The sequence below is a fragment of the Mycolicibacterium helvum genome (assembly GCF_010731895.1).
GTDB lineage: Bacteria > Actinomycetota > Actinomycetes > Mycobacteriales > Mycobacteriaceae > Mycobacterium > Mycobacterium helvum.
Map to the genome: position 1 here is coordinate 5,191,414 of NZ_AP022596.1, position 17,580 is coordinate 5,208,993.

Annotated in this window: 16 protein-coding genes; 14 read left to right on the forward strand and 2 right to left on the reverse strand. The window is 67.4% G+C overall.

The window, feature by feature from the left end; translation table 11 throughout:
* Positions 1 to 168: 168 nt before the first annotated feature.
* The 9 genes from G6N38_RS24435 to G6N38_RS24475 all read left to right on the forward strand — a co-directional run bounded on the left by G6N38_RS24435 (position 169) and on the right by G6N38_RS24475 (position 9,031).
* A complete protein-coding gene (locus G6N38_RS24435; RefSeq protein WP_163750546.1) occupies positions 169 to 732 on the forward strand; it encodes an Rv1476 family membrane protein in 564 nt (187 codons plus the stop codon).
* Positions 733 to 922: 190 nt separating this feature from the next.
* The gene (gene ripA, locus G6N38_RS24440; protein WP_163750547.1) at positions 923 to 2,380 is read left to right on the forward strand and encodes an NlpC/P60 family peptidoglycan endopeptidase RipA; all 1,458 of its coding nucleotides are present in this window, start codon (positions 923 to 925) and stop codon (positions 2,378 to 2,380) included.
* A gap of 26 nt (positions 2,381 to 2,406) precedes the next feature.
* Positions 2,407 to 3,096, forward strand: a complete 690-nt coding sequence (gene ripB / locus G6N38_RS24445) for an NlpC/P60 family peptidoglycan endopeptidase RipB (RefSeq protein WP_163750548.1) — start codon at positions 2,407 to 2,409, stop codon at positions 3,094 to 3,096.
* A 119-nt stretch (positions 3,097 to 3,215) separates the two neighbouring features.
* A complete protein-coding gene (gene moxR1, locus G6N38_RS24450; protein ID WP_163750549.1) occupies positions 3,216 to 4,334 on the forward strand; it encodes a chaperone MoxR1 in 1,119 nt (372 codons plus the stop codon).
* Positions 4,331 to 5,275, forward strand: a complete 945-nt coding sequence (locus G6N38_RS24455) for a DUF58 domain-containing protein (protein ID WP_163750550.1) — start codon at positions 4,331 to 4,333, stop codon at positions 5,273 to 5,275. Before moxR1 ends, G6N38_RS24455 begins: the two co-directional genes overlap by 4 nt.
* A complete protein-coding gene (locus tag G6N38_RS24460) occupies positions 5,272 to 6,279 on the forward strand; it encodes a VWA domain-containing protein (protein ID WP_163750551.1) in 1,008 nt (335 codons plus the stop codon). Before G6N38_RS24455 ends, G6N38_RS24460 begins: the two co-directional genes overlap by 4 nt.
* A gap of 73 nt (positions 6,280 to 6,352) precedes the next feature.
* The gene (gene fabG1, locus G6N38_RS24465; protein ID WP_163750552.1) at positions 6,353 to 7,117 is read left to right on the forward strand and encodes a 3-oxoacyl-ACP reductase FabG1; all 765 of its coding nucleotides are present in this window, start codon (positions 6,353 to 6,355) and stop codon (positions 7,115 to 7,117) included.
* 41 nt (positions 7,118 to 7,158) lie between these two features.
* The gene (gene inhA / locus G6N38_RS24470) at positions 7,159 to 7,968 is read left to right on the forward strand and encodes an NADH-dependent enoyl-ACP reductase InhA (RefSeq protein WP_163750553.1); all 810 of its coding nucleotides are present in this window, start codon (positions 7,159 to 7,161) and stop codon (positions 7,966 to 7,968) included.
* Positions 7,969 to 7,984: 16 nt separating this feature from the next.
* Positions 7,985 to 9,031: a ferrochelatase gene (locus G6N38_RS24475; protein WP_163750554.1), complete on the forward strand. Its 1,047-nt coding sequence runs from the start codon at positions 7,985 to 7,987 to the stop codon at positions 9,029 to 9,031.
* Here the strand turns inward: G6N38_RS24475 and G6N38_RS24480 are convergent.
* Complete coding sequence (locus G6N38_RS24480; protein ID WP_163750555.1) at positions 9,000 to 9,860, reverse strand: Rv1486c family protein; 861 nt, start codon at positions 9,858 to 9,860, stop codon at positions 9,000 to 9,002. The genes G6N38_RS24475 and G6N38_RS24480 overlap by 32 nt on opposite strands.
* A gap of 77 nt (positions 9,861 to 9,937) precedes the next feature.
* On the opposite strand from G6N38_RS24480, the gene G6N38_RS24485 reads away from it, so the two are divergent.
* Together G6N38_RS24485 and G6N38_RS24490 are read left to right on the forward strand one after the other, a co-directional pair.
* Positions 9,938 to 10,372 carry an NfeD family protein gene (locus tag G6N38_RS24485; protein WP_163750556.1) on the forward strand — a complete coding sequence of 145 codons (435 nt, stop codon included), beginning with the start codon at positions 9,938 to 9,940 and terminating at the stop codon, positions 10,370 to 10,372.
* A gap of 12 nt (positions 10,373 to 10,384) precedes the next feature.
* The gene (locus G6N38_RS24490; RefSeq protein ID WP_163750557.1) at positions 10,385 to 11,632 is read left to right on the forward strand and encodes an SPFH domain-containing protein; all 1,248 of its coding nucleotides are present in this window, start codon (positions 10,385 to 10,387) and stop codon (positions 11,630 to 11,632) included.
* On the opposite strand, the gene G6N38_RS24495 is transcribed toward G6N38_RS24490, so the two are convergent.
* Positions 11,625 to 12,317: a TVP38/TMEM64 family protein gene (locus tag G6N38_RS24495; RefSeq protein ID WP_163750558.1), complete on the reverse strand. Its 693-nt coding sequence runs from the start codon at positions 12,315 to 12,317 to the stop codon at positions 11,625 to 11,627. The genes G6N38_RS24490 and G6N38_RS24495 overlap by 8 nt on opposite strands.
* A gap of 98 nt (positions 12,318 to 12,415) precedes the next feature.
* Here G6N38_RS24495 and mutA point away from each other — a divergent pair, with 98 nt between their 5' ends.
* Genes mutA through meaB form a run of 3 tightly spaced genes read left to right on the forward strand, consistent with a single transcriptional unit; the run spans position 12,416 to position 17,548 of the window.
* A complete protein-coding gene (gene mutA / locus G6N38_RS24500; protein WP_163752341.1) occupies positions 12,416 to 14,281 on the forward strand; it encodes a methylmalonyl-CoA mutase small subunit in 1,866 nt (621 codons plus the stop codon).
* A gap of 1 nt (position 14,282) precedes the next feature.
* Positions 14,283 to 16,565, forward strand: coding sequence for a methylmalonyl-CoA mutase (gene scpA, locus G6N38_RS24505; RefSeq protein ID WP_163750559.1), 2,283 nt, complete (start codon positions 14,283 to 14,285; stop codon positions 16,563 to 16,565).
* Positions 16,565 to 17,548, forward strand: a complete 984-nt coding sequence (gene meaB, locus G6N38_RS24510; protein ID WP_163750560.1) for a methylmalonyl Co-A mutase-associated GTPase MeaB — start codon at positions 16,565 to 16,567, stop codon at positions 17,546 to 17,548. The genes scpA and meaB overlap by 1 nt, the downstream gene beginning before the upstream one ends.
* The last annotated feature ends 32 nt before the right edge of the window (positions 17,549 to 17,580 follow it).

Genomic DNA, 17,580 nt, shown 5'->3' on the forward strand with positions numbered 1-17,580 from the left:
GGTGCCGACGGGCTGTGTCGGCATCCGTCTCCAATACTAACAGTACGGTTGTCCTGCTAAGCGGGCGGATCGGTGTCCGGCTGCGGTCAACGGTCCTGGGTGCCAGTCTTGTCTTCCTCGGCGCGTGGTGCCACCCCGGGATGGGGCCGCGAGGTACCGTTTCCGATCGTGACGATTCTGCACGCGCCGACCTTCATCCCGGTGGAGGTGTGTAGCAGTGTGGGGCTGGCCCCCTCGACGCCGGTTGAGCAGTGCCTGGCGGCCGTCAAGGCTGATGTGGCCAAGGATGGCGTTGCGGCGCCGGCCGTCGATGTGGCCGGTCTGCGGAAGGTGGTGGCCGCGGCTCAGGAACACGGCATCGACCTGAAGGTCGTCGTGATGGAGAACAGCCCGCCGATCGATACCCCCCTTCGCGATATGGCTACCGAGATCGGTCATGCCAACCCCGGTGCCACGGTGTTGGTGCTCAGCCCGGGTTGGGCCGGGACCTACAGCACGACCTATGACCGCGTCATCCTCGAGGCGGGCCAGGATGTGGCCAAGACGGCGCCCAATCCGGTGGTCGGCACGCAGGCCTTTGTCGATCAGTTGCAAACCCCCGATTTCCCCTGGATCGGATTAACGATCACGCTCGTGATCGGGGTGGCTGTGGCGGCCGTTTCGACCCGTGTTCTGCAGCTCTGGGCCCGGCGTTCGCAAAATGCTGATACCCCGCCTGAGCAGGCTAAATAGCCTTATCTGGCAAATCGATAAGATTACTTTTCGGCAACATCCCGTAAATGACAAACATGTAATTCTTGCCGGAAGTTTCCTCCGCGACAAATGTGACGTACGGTGCAGTTGTCGCCATTGTTATTGATGTGACTCATGTGACATCTGTTACTGGCGTGACTGCACGTGGAGCAGAGGAGACCAGGGTCAGATGAGACGTTCCCATCGCGCCTCGCTTGTCCGGCCGGCCATCCGCATCACCAAGCCGATAGGCCCGTTGGCGCTCAGCGTCGCCATGACGCTGACCACGCCCGGACTGGCCCACGCCGAACCCGGGCCCGGCCCCAACACGATCGCCGGCCTGATCGCCGACGTCGCCGACGCCAACCAGAGGCTGCAGGACATCGGCGCCAAGGTGCAGGCCGAGCAGGAAAGCGTCAACAAAGCACTCGTCGACGTCCAGACCGCACGGGACGCGGCGGCTGCCGCGAGTGCACAGGTGGACGCCAGCGCGGCGGCCGTCAAGGACGCCAACGCCGCAATTGCCGACGCACAGAAGCGATTCGACGAGTTCGCGGTGGCGGCCTATATGAATGGACCGTCAGCGTCGCTGTTGATGGCGTCAACTCCCGAGGACATCATCTCCACCGCATCGGCCAACCAGGCGCTGGCGCTGAGCTCCGAACAGGTGATGACCGACCTGCAGCGTGCCCGCACCGAGCAGGTCAACAAGGAGTCCGCCGCACGGCTGGCGAAAGAGAAGGCCGACCAGGCCGTCGCTGACGCCGAAGCCAGCCAGCAATCGGCGGTCTCGGCGCTGACCCAGGCACAGAAGACGTTCGGCGACCAGCAGGCCGAGATCAACCGGCTGGCCGCTGAGCGCAAAACGGCTCAGGACAAGCTCGACGCCGCCCGCCAGTGGTCGGGACCGGCGAATTCACCTGCCGCCGTGCCGCAGTCGGCGGCGACCGGCCCGGCGACCCCGGGGGATCGCTGGGATCCGGCCGCGCCGGGCTCGCCCAAGGCTCCCGACGCGGGCAAGGTCCCGCCCTACGGCAGTGCTTCGGAATGGGACACCACCCTGCCGATGGTGCCCAGCGCCTTCGTCTCCGGCGACCCGATCCAGATCATCAACGCCGTGCTGCAGATCTCGTCGTCATCGCTGAACGCGACCAAGCAGATGGGCAAGAGCTTCCTGCAGAAGCTGGGCATCCTGAAGCCCGACGACACCGGGATCACCAACGGCGCGATTCCTTACGTCTACGGCGCCCAGGCCTCGGAATACGTCATCAAACGCGCCAGCTCACAAATGGGTGTGCCGTACTCCTGGGGTGGCGGGACCGCCACCGGCCCCAGTAACGGCATCGACAGCGGCGCCGGCACAGTCGGGTTCGACTGCTCAGGGCTGATCCTCTACGCATTCGCGGGCGTCGGCATCAAGCTGCCGCACTACTCGGGATCGCAATACAACATGGGCCGCAAGATCCCGTCGTCCCAGATGCGCCGCGGCGACGTGATCTTCTACGGTCCCGGCGGTAGCCAGCACGTGACCCTCTACCTGGGCCAGGGCCAAATGCTCGAGGCTCCCTACACCGGCTCGAACGTGAAGATCTCGCCGGTGCGCACCAGCGGCATGACACCGTACGTCATCCGCTACATCGAGTACTGAGTTCAGTTTGTACAGGAGTTTTCCCTATGTCTCGCAATAGATCTCGACGACTCTTGGTCGGGACGGTCCTGACGGCACTGACGCTGGCGCTTGGGCTTGCCAGTCCGGCGAATGCCGATCCGGGCGAGTGGGATCCGACATTGCCCAAGCTCCTGAGTGCGGGCGCTCCCGGCGACCCGCTTGCAATGGCCAACGCCTCACTGCAAGTCACCGCGCAGGCGACGCAGGCGACCATGGACCTGGGCCGCAAGTTTCTGGCCGGCCTCGGCTTCGGTGGGTCACCGTCCGCGCTGGCCGGTGGGCGGGTCCGCGGGCCGCAGGCCATCGAGTACGTGATCGCCCGCGGCGCCTCACAGCAGGGCGTGCCCTACTCCTGGGGTGGCGGCGCGATCAACGGACCCAGCGCCGGTGTGGAAGAGGACGCCGGCAAGGTCGGCTATGACTGCTCGGGTTTCACCCGCTACGCCTTCGCGGGCGTGGGTGTGCAGATTCCCAAGTATTCCGGTGACCAGTACAACGCCGGCAGGCACATCCCGCCGTCGCAGGCCAAACGCGGCGATCTGATCTTCTATGGACCGGGCGGGACCCAGCACGTCACCATCTATCTGGGCAACGGGCAGATGCTCGAGGCGTCGTCGGCAGCCGGTCACGTGACCGTCAGCCCCGTCCGTACCGCGGGCATGACGCCCTACCTGACGCGCATCATCGAGACCTAGCCGAGAGCATCCGTCGACGCGCCAGCGAACGGGGCACGTCGACGGATCTCAGAACGCCTGGAATAGTTGTGAGCGGGCACCGAGGTGCCCGCTACAACCAACAGCTGTGGAGGAAGTCGATGACGTCACCAGGTGGGTCGCCCGCAGGCCCCGGAGCGTTTGCCGGACCGGCCGGAGCCCCGGCCACCCCGCCGTCCGGCGGCAACGGTCTGGCCGGTGAGGTGAACACCCTGGAGCGGGCGATCTTCGAGGTCAAGCGCATCATCGTCGGCCAGGACCAGCTCGTCGAGCGCATCCTGGTCGGGCTGCTGGCCAAGGGCCACGTGCTGCTCGAAGGTGTCCCCGGCGTCGCCAAGACGCTGGCGGTCGAGACCTTCGCCAAGGTGGTCGGCGGCACCTTCGCCCGTATCCAGTTCACCCCCGACCTGGTGCCCACCGACATCATCGGTACCCGCATCTACCGGCAGGGGCGGGAGGAGTTCGACATCGAACTCGGGCCCGTCGTGGTGAACTTCCTGCTGGCCGACGAGATCAACCGCGCCCCGGCAAAGGTCCAGTCGGCGCTGCTGGAGGTCATGGCCGAACGCAAGATCTCGATCGGCGGCAAGACCTATGAACTGCCCAAGCCGTTCCTGGTGATGGCGACCCAGAACCCGATCGAGAACGAGGGCGTCTACCCCCTGCCAGAGGCCCAGCGCGACCGCTTCCTGTTCAAGATCAACGTGGATTACCCGTCGCCGGAGGAAGAGCGCGAGATCATCTACCGGATGGGTGTCACCCCGCCGGAGCCCAAGCAGATCCTCGAAACCGGCGACCTGCTGCGTCTGCAGAACGTCGCTGCCAACAACTTCGTCCACCACGCGCTGGTGGACTACGTGGTCCGGGTTGTCACCGCGACGCGGCGGCCCGAGCAGTTCGGCCTCAACGACGTGAAGTCCTGGATCGCGTTCGGTGCCTCGCCGCGCGCGTCGCTCGGCATCATCGCTGCCGCCCGCGCCCTGGCGCTGGTGCGCGGTCGCGACTATGTCATCCCGCAGGACGTCATCGATGTGATCCCCGACGTGCTCCGCCACCGGCTGGTGCTCACCTACGACGCGCTCGCCGATGACATCAAGGCGGAGACGGTGATCAACCGAATTCTGCAGACGGTTGCGCTGCCCCAGGTCAATGCCGTTCCGCAGCAAGGACATTCCGTCCCGCCGGTGGTTCCCGCCGGGGCGGGTGCCAACGGTCGGTGAGCGACTCGCAAACCATCCACCCGCCGTCGTTCCAGCGTGGTGAGATCGGTGACGCCAAGCTCTCGGCGGCGCTGCGCACCCTCGAGCTGACGATCAAGCGCAAGCTCGACGGTGTGCTCCACGGTGACCATCTGGGCCTGATTCCCGGGCCCGGGTCCGAACCCGGGGATTCGCGCATCTACCAACCGGGCGACGATGTGCGCCGGATGGACTGGTCGGTCACCGCACGCACGCAGGTCCCGCACGTGCGGCAGATGATCGCCGACCGGGAGTTGGAGACCTGGCTGGTGGTCGACATGTCGGCCAGCCTCGACTTCGGCACCACCGGCTGCGAGAAGCGCGACCTGGCGGTGGCTGCCGCGGCCGCGATCACCTACCTCAACAGCGGCGGTGGCAACCGCCTCGGCGCGATCATCGCCAACGGCGACCAGATCACCCGCGTGCCGGCCCTGTCCGGCCGCAACCACGAGCAGACGATGCTGCGGACCATTGCCACCATGCCGAAGGCGCCACCCGGAGTGCGCGGAGATTTGTCCGCCGCCATCGATGCGCTGCGCCGGCCCGAGCGCCGCCGCGGCATGGCCGTGGTGATCAGTGACTTCCTCGGCCCGATCACCTGGATGCGTCCGCTGCGCGCGATCGCCGCCCGCCACGAAGTCCTCGGCATCGAGGTGCTCGATCCGCGCGACGTCGAACTGCCCCCGGTCGGTGATGTGATCCTGCAGGACACCGAATCCGGTGCCACCCGTGAGTTCACCATCGACGAGCAGCTGCGCGACGACTTCGCCCGCGCCGCCGCCGTGCACCGCGAGGAGGTGGCGCGCACCTTCCGCCGCTGCGGCGCGCCGATGATGACCCTGCGCACCGACCGCGACTGGATCGCCGACATCGTGCGGTTCGTCGCGTCCCGTCGCCGCGGCGCCATGGCGGGCCGCCAATGACCTTCCCGTTGCTCGGGCCGATGACGCTGTCTGGCTTCGAACACCCGTGGTTTTTTCTTTTCCTGCTTGTCATCGCGGGACTGGTCGGGCTCTACGTCGTCGTGCAGTACGCCCGGCAGAAGCGGGTCCTGCGGTTCGCCAACATGGAACTGCTGGAAACCGTTGCGCCCAAACGGCCCAACCGGTGGCGGCATCTGTCGGCGATCCTGCTGATCGCCTCGCTGGTGCTGCTGACCATCGCGATGGCCGGGCCGACCCACGATGTGCGGATCCCACGCAACCGTGCCGTGGTGATGCTGACCATCGACGTCTCGCAGTCGATGCGCGCCACCGACGTCGAGCCCAGCCGGTTGGCTGCCGCGCAGGAGGCCGCCAAACAGTTCGCCGACCAGCTCACCCCCGGCATCAACCTGGGCCTGATCGCCTATGCCGGCACGGCCACCGTGCTGGTGTCGCCGACCACCAACCGCGAGGCCACCAAGAACGCGATCGACAAGCTGCAACTGGCTGACCGCACGGCCACCGGCGAGGCGATCTTCACCTCACTGCAGGCCATCGCGACCGTCGGCGCCGTCATCGGTGGCGGCGACACCCCACCGCCGGCTCGCATCGTGCTGATGTCCGACGGCAAGGAGACGGTGCCGTCCAACCCGGACAATCCGAAGGGCGCATTCACTGCCGCCCGGACGGCCAAGGATCAGGGCGTGCCGATCTCGACGGTGTCGTTCGGCACACCGTACGGATATGTCGAGATCAATGACCAACGCCAGCCGGTCCCCGTCGATGACGAGATGCTCAAGAAGATCGCGGATCTCTCCGGCGGCAACGCCTACACCGCATCGAGTCTGCAGCAGCTCAAAGAGGTTTTCACCTCGCTGCAGGACCAGATCGGCTACGAGACCATCAAGGGTGAGGCCAGCACCGGCTGGCTGCGCCTGGGTGCGCTGGTGCTGGCCGTCGCCGCACTGTCCGCGCTGCTGATCAACCGGCGCCTGCCGGGCTGATGCCGCTCGGTTCGATTTCGCCGGGGCGGTGTCGATTTCGGCACGAGGAACCGCAGGCACTAAGTTGGCGTGAATGAGCGATTCCGGAACCGCAGAGGCGGCGACATCAGGCACCGCTGGCAAGCCACCCTTTGTCTCCCGTTCGGTGCTGGTCACCGGCGGAAACCGGGGTATCGGACTGGCGATCGCACAACGGTTGGCCGCTGACGGCCACAAGGTCGCGGTCACCCATCGCGGCTCCGGCGCACCCGAGGGGCTGTTCGGTGTCGTGTGTGATGTCACCGACAGTGCGGCCGTCGACCGTGCCTTTACCGAGGTCGAGGAGCATCAGGGTCCGGTCGAGGTGCTGGTGTCCAACGCCGGCATCTCCCAGGACGCGTTCATGATCCGGATGACCGAAGAGCGTTTCGAGAGCGTCATCAACGCCAACCTGACCGGGGCGTTCCGGGTGGCCCAGCGGGCGTCTCGAAGCATGCAGCGTAAGCGCTTCGGCCGGATCATCTTCATCGGCTCGGTCTCCGGTATGTGGGGCATCGGCAATCAGTCGAACTACGCCGCCGCCAAGGCGGGCCTGATCGGGATGGCCCGGTCGATCTCCCGCGAGATGTCGAAGGCCGGCGTTACCGCCAACGTCGTCGCCCCCGGCTACATCGACACCGAGATGACGCGCGCGCTCGACGAGCGCATCCAGGAGGGTGCGTTGGACTTCATCCCGGCCAAGCGGGTCGGGACGGCCGAAGAGGTCGCCGGCGCGGTCAGCTTCCTGGCGTCCGAGGATGCCGGTTACATCGCCGGCGCGGTCATCCCGGTCGACGGCGGTATGGGGATGGGCCATTAGGCCCCCGACAGCACAGCGCCACTAAGGAGATAAGGACTGATATGACAGGGTTTCTCGAAGGCAAGCGCATCCTCGTCACGGGGATCATCACCGACTCGTCGATCGCGTTCTACATCGCCAAGGTCGCTCAGGAGGCCGGTGCCGAACTGGTGCTCACCGGTTTCGACCGGATGAAGCTGATCCAGCGGATCGCCGACCGGCTCCCGGAGAAGGCGCCGCTGCTCGAACTCGACGTGCAGAACGAAAAGCATCTCGACACGCTGGCCGACCGCGTCTCTGAGGTCATCGGCGAGGGCAACAAGCTCGACGGGGTGGTGCACTCCATCGGCTTCATGCCGCAGACCGGAATGGGTATCAATCCGTTCTTCGACGCGCCGTACGAGGATGTTGCCAAGGGTATCCACATCTCGGCGTTCTCCTACGCTTCGCTGGCGAAAGCCGTGCTGCCCATCATGAATCCCGGTGGCGGCATCGTCGGCATGGACTTCGACCCGACCCGGGCAATGCCGGCCTACAACTGGATGACCGTCGCCAAGAGCGCACTGGAATCGGTCAACCGATTCGTCGCCCGTGAAGCTGGCAAGGTCGGTGTGCGATCCAATCTCGTTGCTGCGGGCCCGATCCGGACCTTGGCGATGAGTGCCATCGTCGGTGGTGCGCTCGGTGAAGAAGCCGGTGCTCAGATGAAGCTGCTCGAAGAGGGCTGGGATCAGCGTGCCCCGCTGGGCTGGAACATGAAGGACCCGACGCCGGTCGCCAAGACGGTGTGCGCGCTGCTGTCGGATTGGCTGCCGGCCACCACTGGCACCGTCATCTTCGCCGACGGCGGCGCCAGCACCCAGCTGCTCTAAGGGCCACGTCATCACCATGTTTGACGCACTCCTCATCCTCTCGTTTGGCGGACCGGAGGGCCCCGAACAGGTGATGCCGTTCCTGGAGAACGTCACTCGCGGCCGCGGGATACCACCCGAGCGCCTGACCGCGGTCGCCGAGCACTACCTGCACTTCGGCGGCGTCTCACCGATCAACGGCATCAACCGCGCCCTGATCGACGAGATCCGCGCCGAGCTCGCCGAGCGCGGTGAACAACTACCGGTGTACTTCGGCAACCGCAACTGGCATCCGCTCGTCGAGGACACCGTTGCCGCAATGACTTCGGCCGGCGTGCGCCGCGCCGCGGTGTTCACCACCTCGGCCTGGGGTGGCTATTCGGGCTGCGCCCAGTACCAGGAGGACATCGTCCGCGCACGGGCCGCCGTCGGCGACGGTGCCCCGGAATTGGTGAAGGTGCGCCAGTTCTTCGACCATCCGCTGCTGGTGGCGATGTTCGCCGACGCCATTGCGGACGCCGCCGCCACGCTGCCGGCCTCGGTGCGCGCCGACGCCAGGCTGGTGTTCACCGCTCATTCGATACCGCTGCGCGCCGCCGACCGGTGCGGGCCGGATCTGTATGCCCGCCAGGTCCATTACGCCGCCGCCCTGGTGGCAGCTGCCGCCGGCTACCCGGACTATGACGTGGTCTGGCAATCCCGGTCCGGACCACCCCAGGTTCCGTGGCTGGAACCCGATGTCGGCGACCATCTCTCGGCGCTTGCGGCATCGGGTACGAAAGCCGTGCTGGTCTGTCCGGTGGGGTTCGTTGCCGACCACATCGAGGTGGTGTGGGACCTGGACAACGAATTACGGCAGCAGGCCGACGAACTCGGGATCGCATTGGCCCGCGCGTCGACTCCTAACGCGCAGCGCCGCTTCGCCCAACTGGTCCTCGACCTCGTCGACGAGGTGCGCGATGGCCGCGAACCCGCGAGGGTGATTGGCGCCGAGCCGGTTCCGGGCTACGGAGCCAGCGTGGACGGCCGGTTCTGCACCAACGAATGCGCAATCAGTGCCAGGCCGAGTGCAGGATCGCGGTGACCGCGGCGATCCGCGCGGAGCGCACGATCGATGCCAGCGGCCGCAGCGCATCGTTGGCGATCTGAGCCTCCGACGCGCTCTGGGTGCCGATCGGCATCAATCCCGAACTGACCGTGATGATCGCGTCGACGTGTGCGGCATTCTCCAGCACCCGAAGCGCCCGCGTCGGAGCGTGATCGGGGGCCCGGTGATGCCTGCCGGTTTCCAGCACCTGTTCGACGAGTCCGCGCGGGTCGTCGATGCCGCCGGCGGCGCCGAGCTGCAGGGCGCCAAGCGCGTCGGCGGCCGATCGCACCGCTGAACGCAGGGTGTACTCCGCCTCACCGAGGTCGAGGTGGTCGACCACCGGGGCCCCGGGCAGCGAGTACACGGTCCACGACAGCGCGCACAGCTCGGGCACCCGGTCGCAGTCGGGCAGTTCGTCGTCGACGTCGTCGTACTCGAAATCGGGGACCAGGCCGATGGTGTCGCCGGCCGGGCTGGTGACGATGATCGCCTCACCGGAGGCCAGCGCGTCGCGCTGGAACTGGGTGCCGGCCGCCAGTCCGCGGACGTCGCCAGGGACGGGTAGCGCGACGCTGATCGCGGGGGGCCGGGCATCGATCGAGCGGCCGGCGACCGTCCGTAGCGTCTGCAACAGCGACACCGCGCCGGCATCGTCGACATCTGGCCAGGGCAGGCCGGTGCGGCCAGCCGCGACGGAATCGTACGCGGTCACCGAATGCGTTGGTGCCCAAGCAGATAACGCGTCGAGGACGTCGTCGGGCGCGGCTTGGCCGGCGAGCCAGGCATTGGCCCACAAGGACAGTGAAACACTCGGGCACCACATGATGCTCGCAGTGTAGTGGTTCGTCGGTGAACCGGCTTTCCACAACCGCCCCTCGGCCTGCCGCGTATCCTGGCGGCATGCCTGCGGCGCTGATCTGGCTTGTCTTCGCCCTGGGCCTTGCCGGTGCGGAGGCACTGACGGGCGATATGTTCCTGCTGATGCTCTCCGGTGGCGCGCTGGCCGCCGCCGGTTCGAGCTGGCTGCTGGACTTGCCGGTATGGGCCGACGGCGCGGTGTTCCTGGTGGTTTCGGTGCTGCTCGTGCTGCTGGTGCGGCCCGCGCTGCGCCGCAAATTCACCGCGGGTAAGGGGCTGCCGGAACCGGTCAAGGCGCTGGAAGGCAAGAACGCGCTGGTGCTCGGCCGGGTTTCGCAGCATGAAGGCCAGGTGAAGCTCGAAGGCGAAGTCTGGACGGCACGTCCCTACAACGACAACGATGTCTACGAGCCGGGCGACCACGTCACCGTCATGCACATCGACGGTGCCACCGCGGTCGTCTGGAAGAACGGGTAAGGAGAACCCTTCATGGACGGTGCAGTTGCGGGTCTGGTCCTACTGGCGGTGCTGGTGATCTTCGCCATCATCGTCGTCGCCAAGTCCGTCGCCCTGATCCCGCAAGCCGAGGCCGCCGTCATCGAGCGGCTCGGGCGCTACAGCAAGACTGTCTCGGGGCAGCTCACCCTGCTGGTCCCGTTCGTGGACAAGGTCCGGGCGCGGGTCGACCTGCGTGAGCGGGTGGTGTCCTTCCCGCCGCAACCGGTGATCACCGAGGACAACCTGACCGTCAACATCGACACCGTGGTGTACTTCCAGGTCACCAACCCACAAGCGGCGGTCTATCAGATCAGCAACTACATCGTCGGTGTGGAACAGCTGACCACCACCACGCTGCGCAACGTGGTCGGCGGCATGACCCTCGAGCAGACGCTGACCAGCCGTGACCAGATCAACGGTCAGCTCCGCGGTGTGCTCGACGAAGCCACCGGCCGCTGGGGCCTTCGGGTCGCCCGCGTCGAGTTGCGCAGCATCGACCCGCCGCCGTCCATCCAGGACTCGATGGAAAAGCAGATGCGCGCCGACCGTGAGAAGCGTGCGATGATCCTCACCGCCGAGGGCAGCCGGGAAGCCGCGATCAAGCAGGCCGAGGGCCAGAAGCAAGCCCAGATCCTGGCCGCCGAGGGCGCCAAACAGGCCGCGATCCTGGCCGCCGAGGCCGACCGGCAATCCCGAATCCTGCGGGCCCAGGGCGAGCGGGCCGCGTCGTACCTGCAGGCGCAGGGCCAGGCCAAGGCCATCGAGAAGACGTTCGCCGCCATCAAGGCGGGCCGGCCCACCCCGGAGATGCTGGCCTACCAGTACCTGCAGACGCTGCCGCAGATGGCCAAGGGTGAGGCCAACAAGGTGTGGTTGGTGCCCAGCGACTTCGGTTCGGCGTTGCAGGGATTCACCAAGATGCTCGGTGCGCCCGGCGAGGACGGCGTGTATCGGTACACGCCGTCGCCGGTGGAGGAGAACCTGCCCATGCAGGACGACTCCGACGAGGTCGCCGACTGGTTCGACACCAAGACCGACCCCGCGATCGCCCAAGCGGTGGCCAAGGCCGAGGCCGAGGCGCGGACGTCCGTGCCTGCGGTCGGCGCAGCCCCGGTGCCGCCGCCCCAGGACGCGATCGCCCCGCCGCAGCGTTCGTACCCGCCGCTGTCCGAGCAGCAGGCCCCGCCGGCCGACCCGCAATATGCGCCGCCGCCGCCCGGCTCGCACCGCGCTACTTAGCCGCGGCTCGCACCTCGTACACCAGCCCAGCGACGCCGACGGCCGCGGTGCACACCGACACCAGCACCAGCAGTGGGCTGATGTTGCCGGTCAGCGCGTCTCCGAGGAACACCACGGCGGCGGTGCCGGGGATCAGCCCCGCCAGCGTCGCCCAGAAGTAAGGGAGCACCCGCACCGCCGACGCCCCGGCGGCGTAGTTGAGCACCGAGAACGGCACCGCGGGGATCATTCGCAGCGAGAAGATCGCCCGCCAGCCACTGGCCTGCAGTCGGGCGTCCACCGCCTCCACCGCCGGATGACTGACCAGGCGGCTGAGCTGCCAGCCCAGCGCACGCACCAGCACCAGGGCGAGCAGCGCGCTCACCGTGCTCGCGACCACGGCGATCGCCACGCCGAGCGCGGGCCCGAACAAGAGTCCGGCGGCCAGCGTGAACGCGGTGCGGGGGAAGGGGAAGACGGTGACGACGATGTGCGCGCCGAGGAACGCCAGCGGGAACCAGGCGCCGAGCGATGTCGCCCAGTCCCGCAATTGCAGGGCGGTGGGCAGCGGCACCAGGATCACTACTGCGACGAGAATCACAGTGGCGATCGCGGTGACGACAATGCGGGTTCGGGATACCTGGCGCGCCGTAGAGACCAGCGCTGAGCGCACACTGCGCAGCGTGTTGCGGGTCTTCGACGTCACGTTGACCAAGATTACGGGCAGGTGTAGTCGGCGGCGTGACGCCTGAGGCCATCATTTAGCCTGATGGTCTGGTGGCGTTCCCAGGTATGGGCGCCCACATGCTGCGACAACAGGAGTTGCCGGTGTCAGTAGAGGTGGAGGAGGCACGCGCCCGCTGGCGCACCGCCGTGGCCGGCGTGCTGGCCAAGAGCAGCCGGAAAGACCCGGCAGACCTGCCCGCTGAACCCGAGACGCTGCTGGACTCGCCCACTTACGAGGGCTTTTCGATCCGGCCGCTCTATACCGCGCTGGACGCACTGCCGGAACCGCCGCTGCCCGGCACCTGGCCGTTCGTCCGCGGCGCCGATGCCCGTCGCGATGTCGTGAGCGGATGGAAGGTCGCCGAGGTGTTCCCGGCGCCCGACTTCACCGCCGCGGTCGCCGACGGCAACGCCGTGGTGTTGGGCGCGCTCGGCGACGGGGTCAGCGCGCTGATGCTGCGCGTCGGGGACAACGGTGTAGCTCCCGCCGACCTCGATCGGCTACTGGAAGGCGTCTACCTGGAGCTCGCACCGGTGATCCTCGATGCCGGGGCGCAGTTCGGTGCCGCCGCAGAGGCGGTGCTGGCACTGGTGGCCGGTGCCACTGACGCCCAGCGCGCCACGATGTCGATCGACCTGGGCGCCGACCCGCTGACCGCGCCACTGAGCGGAATCGCCGCGCCGGCCATCGAGGACGTCACCGGCGTGGCACAGACCTTGGCCGGTGGCAGCGGGGTGCGTGCCATCACCGTTGACGGCCCAGCGTTCCACAACCGCGGTGCCAATGCGGCATGGGAGCTGGCCGGGGTGCTGGGTGCCGCCGTCGAGTACGTGCGGGCGCTGGTCGACGCCGGTATCGAGGTGGCCGACGCGCTGCGACAGATCAGCTTTCGCCTGGTGGCCGACGACGACCAGTTCCTGTCGATCGCGAAATTCCGTGCGGGCCGCCAACTCTGGGCCCGAGTCGCCGATGTGCTTGGCCAACCCGACAGCGGGGCGGTGACGGTACACGCGGTCACGTCGCTGCCGATGATGACGCAGCGCGATCCGTGGGTGAACATGCTCCGCACGACGCTGGCCGCCTTCGGCGCGGGCGTCGGGGGAGCCGATACCGTCGCGGTGCTGCCGTTCGATGTCGCGATCCCCAGCGGATTCCCCGGCATCAGCGCCGGTTTCGCCCGCCGCATCGCGCGCAACACCCAGCTGCTGCTGCTGGAAGAGTCGCATATCGGGCGGGTGCTCGATCCGGCCGGCGGCTCCTGGTATGTGGAGGACCTCACCAAGAACCTTGCCGCCCAGGCATGGTCGCACTTCCAGGACATCGAGTTCCGCGGCGGGTTCGTGGCGGCGCGCGATCACATCGCCGAGCAGATCGAGCAGGTGCGGGTGCGTCGGGCCGACGACATCGCTCACCGCCGGACCGCGCTGACGGGAATCAACGAATTCCCGAATCTGTCCGAACCGCCACTGCCGCATTACAGCTCGTCGGAAACCGTGCGCCGCTACGCGGCGGGTTTCGAGGCGCTGCGCGACCGCTCCGACGCTTTCTTGGAGCGCACCGGTTCGCGCCCGCTGGCCCTGCTGCTGCCGCTGGGGCCGCTGGCCGAGAACAACATCCGGGCCACGTTCGCGGCCAACCTACTGGCCTCCGGCGGAATCGAAGCCGTCAACCCGGGCACCGTCGATGCCGCCGGGACGGCTGCTGCGATCGCCGATGCCGGCGCCTCAGTGGCGGTGATCTGCGGCACCGATGCGCGCTATGGCACCGACGCCTCCGATGTGGTGCAGGCGGCGCGCGCGGCCGGACTCGACCAGGTCCTGCTCGCCGGCCCGGAGAAGGCCGTAGCCGACGTCGCGGCCGATGCCCGCCCCGATGGTTACCTGACTGCGAAAATCGATGCGGTCGAAGCGCTTTCGTCCCTGCTCACCCGATTGGGGGCCTGATATGACTCAGTCCGATGTCGCCGGCTCCGCGGCTCCGGCCAGCACGAGCACCGTACCCAGCTTCGCCGACGTCCCGCTGCACGGTGAGCGCCCGGCGACGGCGCCCACCGAGGCCGCCGTGGCCGAGCACGTTGCCGCCGCCGCGTCGGCGCACGGCTACACCGCTGAGCAGCTGGAATGGCAGACCCCCGAAGGAATCGCCGTCAAACCGGTGTATGTCGGCGCCGACCGCGACGCCATCGCCGCCGCGGGATACCCGCTCGACAGCTTCCCCGGCGAGCCGCCGTTCATCCGCGGGCCCTACCCGACGATGTACGTCAACCAGCCGTGGACCATCCGGCAGTACGCCGGGTTCTCGACCGCCGCCGAATCCAACGCGTTCTACCGGCGCAACCTGGCGGCCGGCCAGAAGGGTCTGTCGGTGGCCTTCGACCTGGCCACCCACCGCGGCTACGACTCCGACCATCCGCGGGTCGCCGGCGATGTCGGAATGGCCGGTGTGGCCATCGATTCCATCTTGGACATGCGCCAGCTGTTCGACGGTATCGACTTGGGTGCCGTCAGCGTGTCGATGACGATGAACGGCGCCGTGTTGCCGATCCTGGCGCTGTACGTGGTGGCGGCCGAGGAGCAGGGGGTGCCTCCGGAGAAGCTGGCCGGGACCATCCAGAACGACATCCTCAAAGAATTCATGGTCCGCAACACCTACATCTATCCGCCGAAGCCGTCGATGCGGATCATTTCGGACATCTTCGGTTACACCAGCGCCAAGATGCCGAAGTTCAACTCGATCTCGATCTCCGGCTACCACATCCAAGAGGCCGGTGCCACAGCCGATCTCGAGCTCGCCTACACGTTGGCCGACGGTGTGGAGTACCTCAAGGCCGGCCGGGATGCCGGGCTAGACGTGGACAAGTTCGCGCCGCGGCTGTCGTTCTTCTGGGGCATCGGCATGAACTTCTTCATGGAGGTCGCCAAGCTGCGGGCCGGTCGGCTGCTGTGGAGTGAACTGGTCGCCGAGTTCGGCGCCAAGAATCCCAAATCGCTGTCGCTGCGCACCCATTCACAGACGTCGGGCTGGTCACTGACCGCCCAGGATGTGTTCAACAACGTCGCGCGGACCTGCGTGGAGGCGATGGCAGCCACCCAGGGTCATACCCAGTCGCTGCATACCAACGCACTCGACGAGGCGCTGGCACTGCCCACCGACTTCTCCGCGCGCATCGCGCGCAACACCCAGCTGCTGCTACAGCAGGAGTCGGGCACCACCCGGCCGATCGATCCCTGGGGTGGCTCGTACTACGTGGAGTGGCTGACCCATCAGCTGGCCGAGAAGGCGCGCGCGCACATCGCCGAGGTCGCCGAACACGGTGGTATGGCCCAGGCCATCGGCGAGGGCATCCCGAAGCTGCGCATCGAGGAAGCCGCCGCGCGCACTCAGGCGCGCATCGACTCCGGTGCCCAGCCGCTGATCGGGGTGAACAAGTACCAGGTCACCGAGGACCAGGAGATCGAGGTCCTCAAGGTCGAGAACAGCCGGGTGCGCGCCGAACAGCTGGCCAAGCTGGCGCAACTGCGTGCCGAACGTGACGAGGCGGCCTGCCAGGCGGCGCTGGACGAGTTGACCAGGGCCGCAGGCACGTCGGGCCCGGCCGGCGAGGACGGACTGGGCAACAACCTGCTGGCGCTGGCCATCAATGCCGCGCGTGCCAAGGCCACCCTCGGTGAGATCTCCGACGCCCTGGAGAAGGTGTACGGCCGGCATCAGGCCGAGATCCGAACCATCGCTGGTGTCTATCGGGATGAGGTCGGAAAGGCTCAGAATGTGAGTGCCGCAACCGAATTGGTGGAGAAGTTCGCCGAGTCCGATGGGCGCCGGCCACGCATCCTGGTGGCCAAGATGGGTCAGGACGGCCACGACCGGGGGCAGAAGGTCATCGCCACCGCGTTCGCCGACATCGGCTTCGACGTCGACGTGGGTTCGCTGTTCTCCACCCCGGAGGAGGTCGCACGGCAAGCTGCCGACAACGACGTCCACGTGGTGGGGGTGTCCTCGTTGGCTGCCGGGCACCTGACACTGGTGCCGGCACTGCGCGATGCGCTGGCCGAGGTGGGGCGTCCCGACATCATGGTGGTCGTGGGTGGCGTCATCCCACCCGGTGACTTTGACGAGCTCTATGCCGCCGGAGCCACTGCGATCTTCCCGCCCGGCACGGTGATCGCCGATGCTGCGGTGGATCTGCTGCACAAGCTCGCCGAGCGGCTCGGCTACGACCTCACCTGATGGCCGCCGACGTCGACGTGCTCGCCGAGGCGATCCGCGCCGGTGATCGGGCGGCGCTGGCGCGGGCCATCACGCTGGTCGAGTCGACCCGCGCCGATCACCGTGACCAGGCCCAGCGCCTGCTGCTGGAACTGACGCCCGACGCGGGTAAGGCCATCCACATCGGTATCACCGGGGTGCCCGGGGTGGGGAAGTCGACCACGATCGAAGCGCTGGGCATGTACCTCATCGAGCAGGGCCATCGGGTCGCGGTGCTGGCCGTCGACCCGTCGTCGACCCGCACCGGCGGTTCGATTCTGGGGGACAAGACCCGCATGGCGCAGCTTGCCGTGAATGCGAACGCCTATATACGGCCGTCGCCGACGTCGGGAACCCTCGGCGGCGTCGCAAAGGCGACCCGGGAGACGATCGTGCTTGCCGAGGCCGCCGGCTTCGACGTGATCCTGGTCGAGACAGTCGGCGTCGGGCAGTCCGAAGTGACTGTCTCGAACATGGTGGACACCTTTGTTTTCCTCACTCTGGCCCGCACCGGCGACCAGTTGCAGGGGATCAAGAAGGGGGTGCTGGAACTCGCCGACATCGTCGTGGTGAACAAGGCTGACGGCGCGCACACCACCGAAGCCCAAGCGTGCGCGCGCGAGTTGTCGGCGGCGATCAGACTGATCTATCCACGCGAAACACTTTGGCGCCCACCGGTATTGACGATGAGCGCGCTGGAGGGTACCGGCTTGCGAGAGCTGTGGGACACCGTCTTGCGGCATCGTGACGTCTTGACCAAAGCCGGCGAGTTCGACGCCCGCCGCCGCGCCCAGCAAGTCGACTGGACCTGGTCGATGGTGCGTGACACCGTCCTCGACCGGGTGCTGAGTCACCCGGTTGTACGCGCCGAGCGGGCCGAGATTGAGCGTCAGGTCCGCGACGGTGAGCTCACTCCCACGCTGGCCGCCCAGCGAATCCTCGAGATAGCCCAGCAGTCAACCTGACGGGCCGTCAGTCAAGTTAACGTTTTGGCAAC

Excerpts from the sequence above, each read along its gene's own strand:
- scpA (WP_163750559.1), top strand. The coding sequence starts at position 14,283 with ATGACTCAGTCCGATGTCGCCGGCTCCGCGGCTCCGGCCAGCACGAGC.
- inhA (WP_163750553.1), top strand. The coding sequence starts at position 7,159 with ATGACAGGGTTTCTCGAAGGCAAGCGCATCCTCGTCACGGGGATCATC.
- G6N38_RS24485 (WP_163750556.1), top strand. The coding sequence starts at position 9,938 with ATGCCTGCGGCGCTGATCTGGCTTGTCTTCGCCCTGGGCCTTGCCGGT.
- G6N38_RS24475 (WP_163750554.1), top strand. The coding sequence starts at position 7,985 with ATGTTTGACGCACTCCTCATCCTCTCGTTTGGCGGACCGGAGGGCCCC.
- G6N38_RS24480 (WP_163750555.1), bottom strand. The coding sequence starts at position 9,860 with ATGTGGTGCCCGAGTGTTTCACTGTCCTTGTGGGCCAATGCCTGGCTC.
- mutA (WP_163752341.1), top strand. The coding sequence starts at position 12,416 with ATGCTGCGACAACAGGAGTTGCCGGTGTCAGTAGAGGTGGAGGAGGCA.
- fabG1 (WP_163750552.1), top strand. The coding sequence starts at position 6,353 with ATGAGCGATTCCGGAACCGCAGAGGCGGCGACATCAGGCACCGCTGGC.
- ripB (WP_163750548.1), top strand. The coding sequence starts at position 2,407 with ATGTCTCGCAATAGATCTCGACGACTCTTGGTCGGGACGGTCCTGACG.
- meaB (WP_163750560.1), top strand. The coding sequence starts at position 16,565 with ATGGCCGCCGACGTCGACGTGCTCGCCGAGGCGATCCGCGCCGGTGAT.
- G6N38_RS24460 (WP_163750551.1), top strand. The coding sequence starts at position 5,272 with ATGACCTTCCCGTTGCTCGGGCCGATGACGCTGTCTGGCTTCGAACAC.
- ripA (WP_163750547.1), top strand. The coding sequence starts at position 923 with ATGAGACGTTCCCATCGCGCCTCGCTTGTCCGGCCGGCCATCCGCATC.
- G6N38_RS24490 (WP_163750557.1), top strand. The coding sequence starts at position 10,385 with ATGGACGGTGCAGTTGCGGGTCTGGTCCTACTGGCGGTGCTGGTGATC.
- moxR1 (WP_163750549.1), top strand. The coding sequence starts at position 3,216 with ATGACGTCACCAGGTGGGTCGCCCGCAGGCCCCGGAGCGTTTGCCGGA.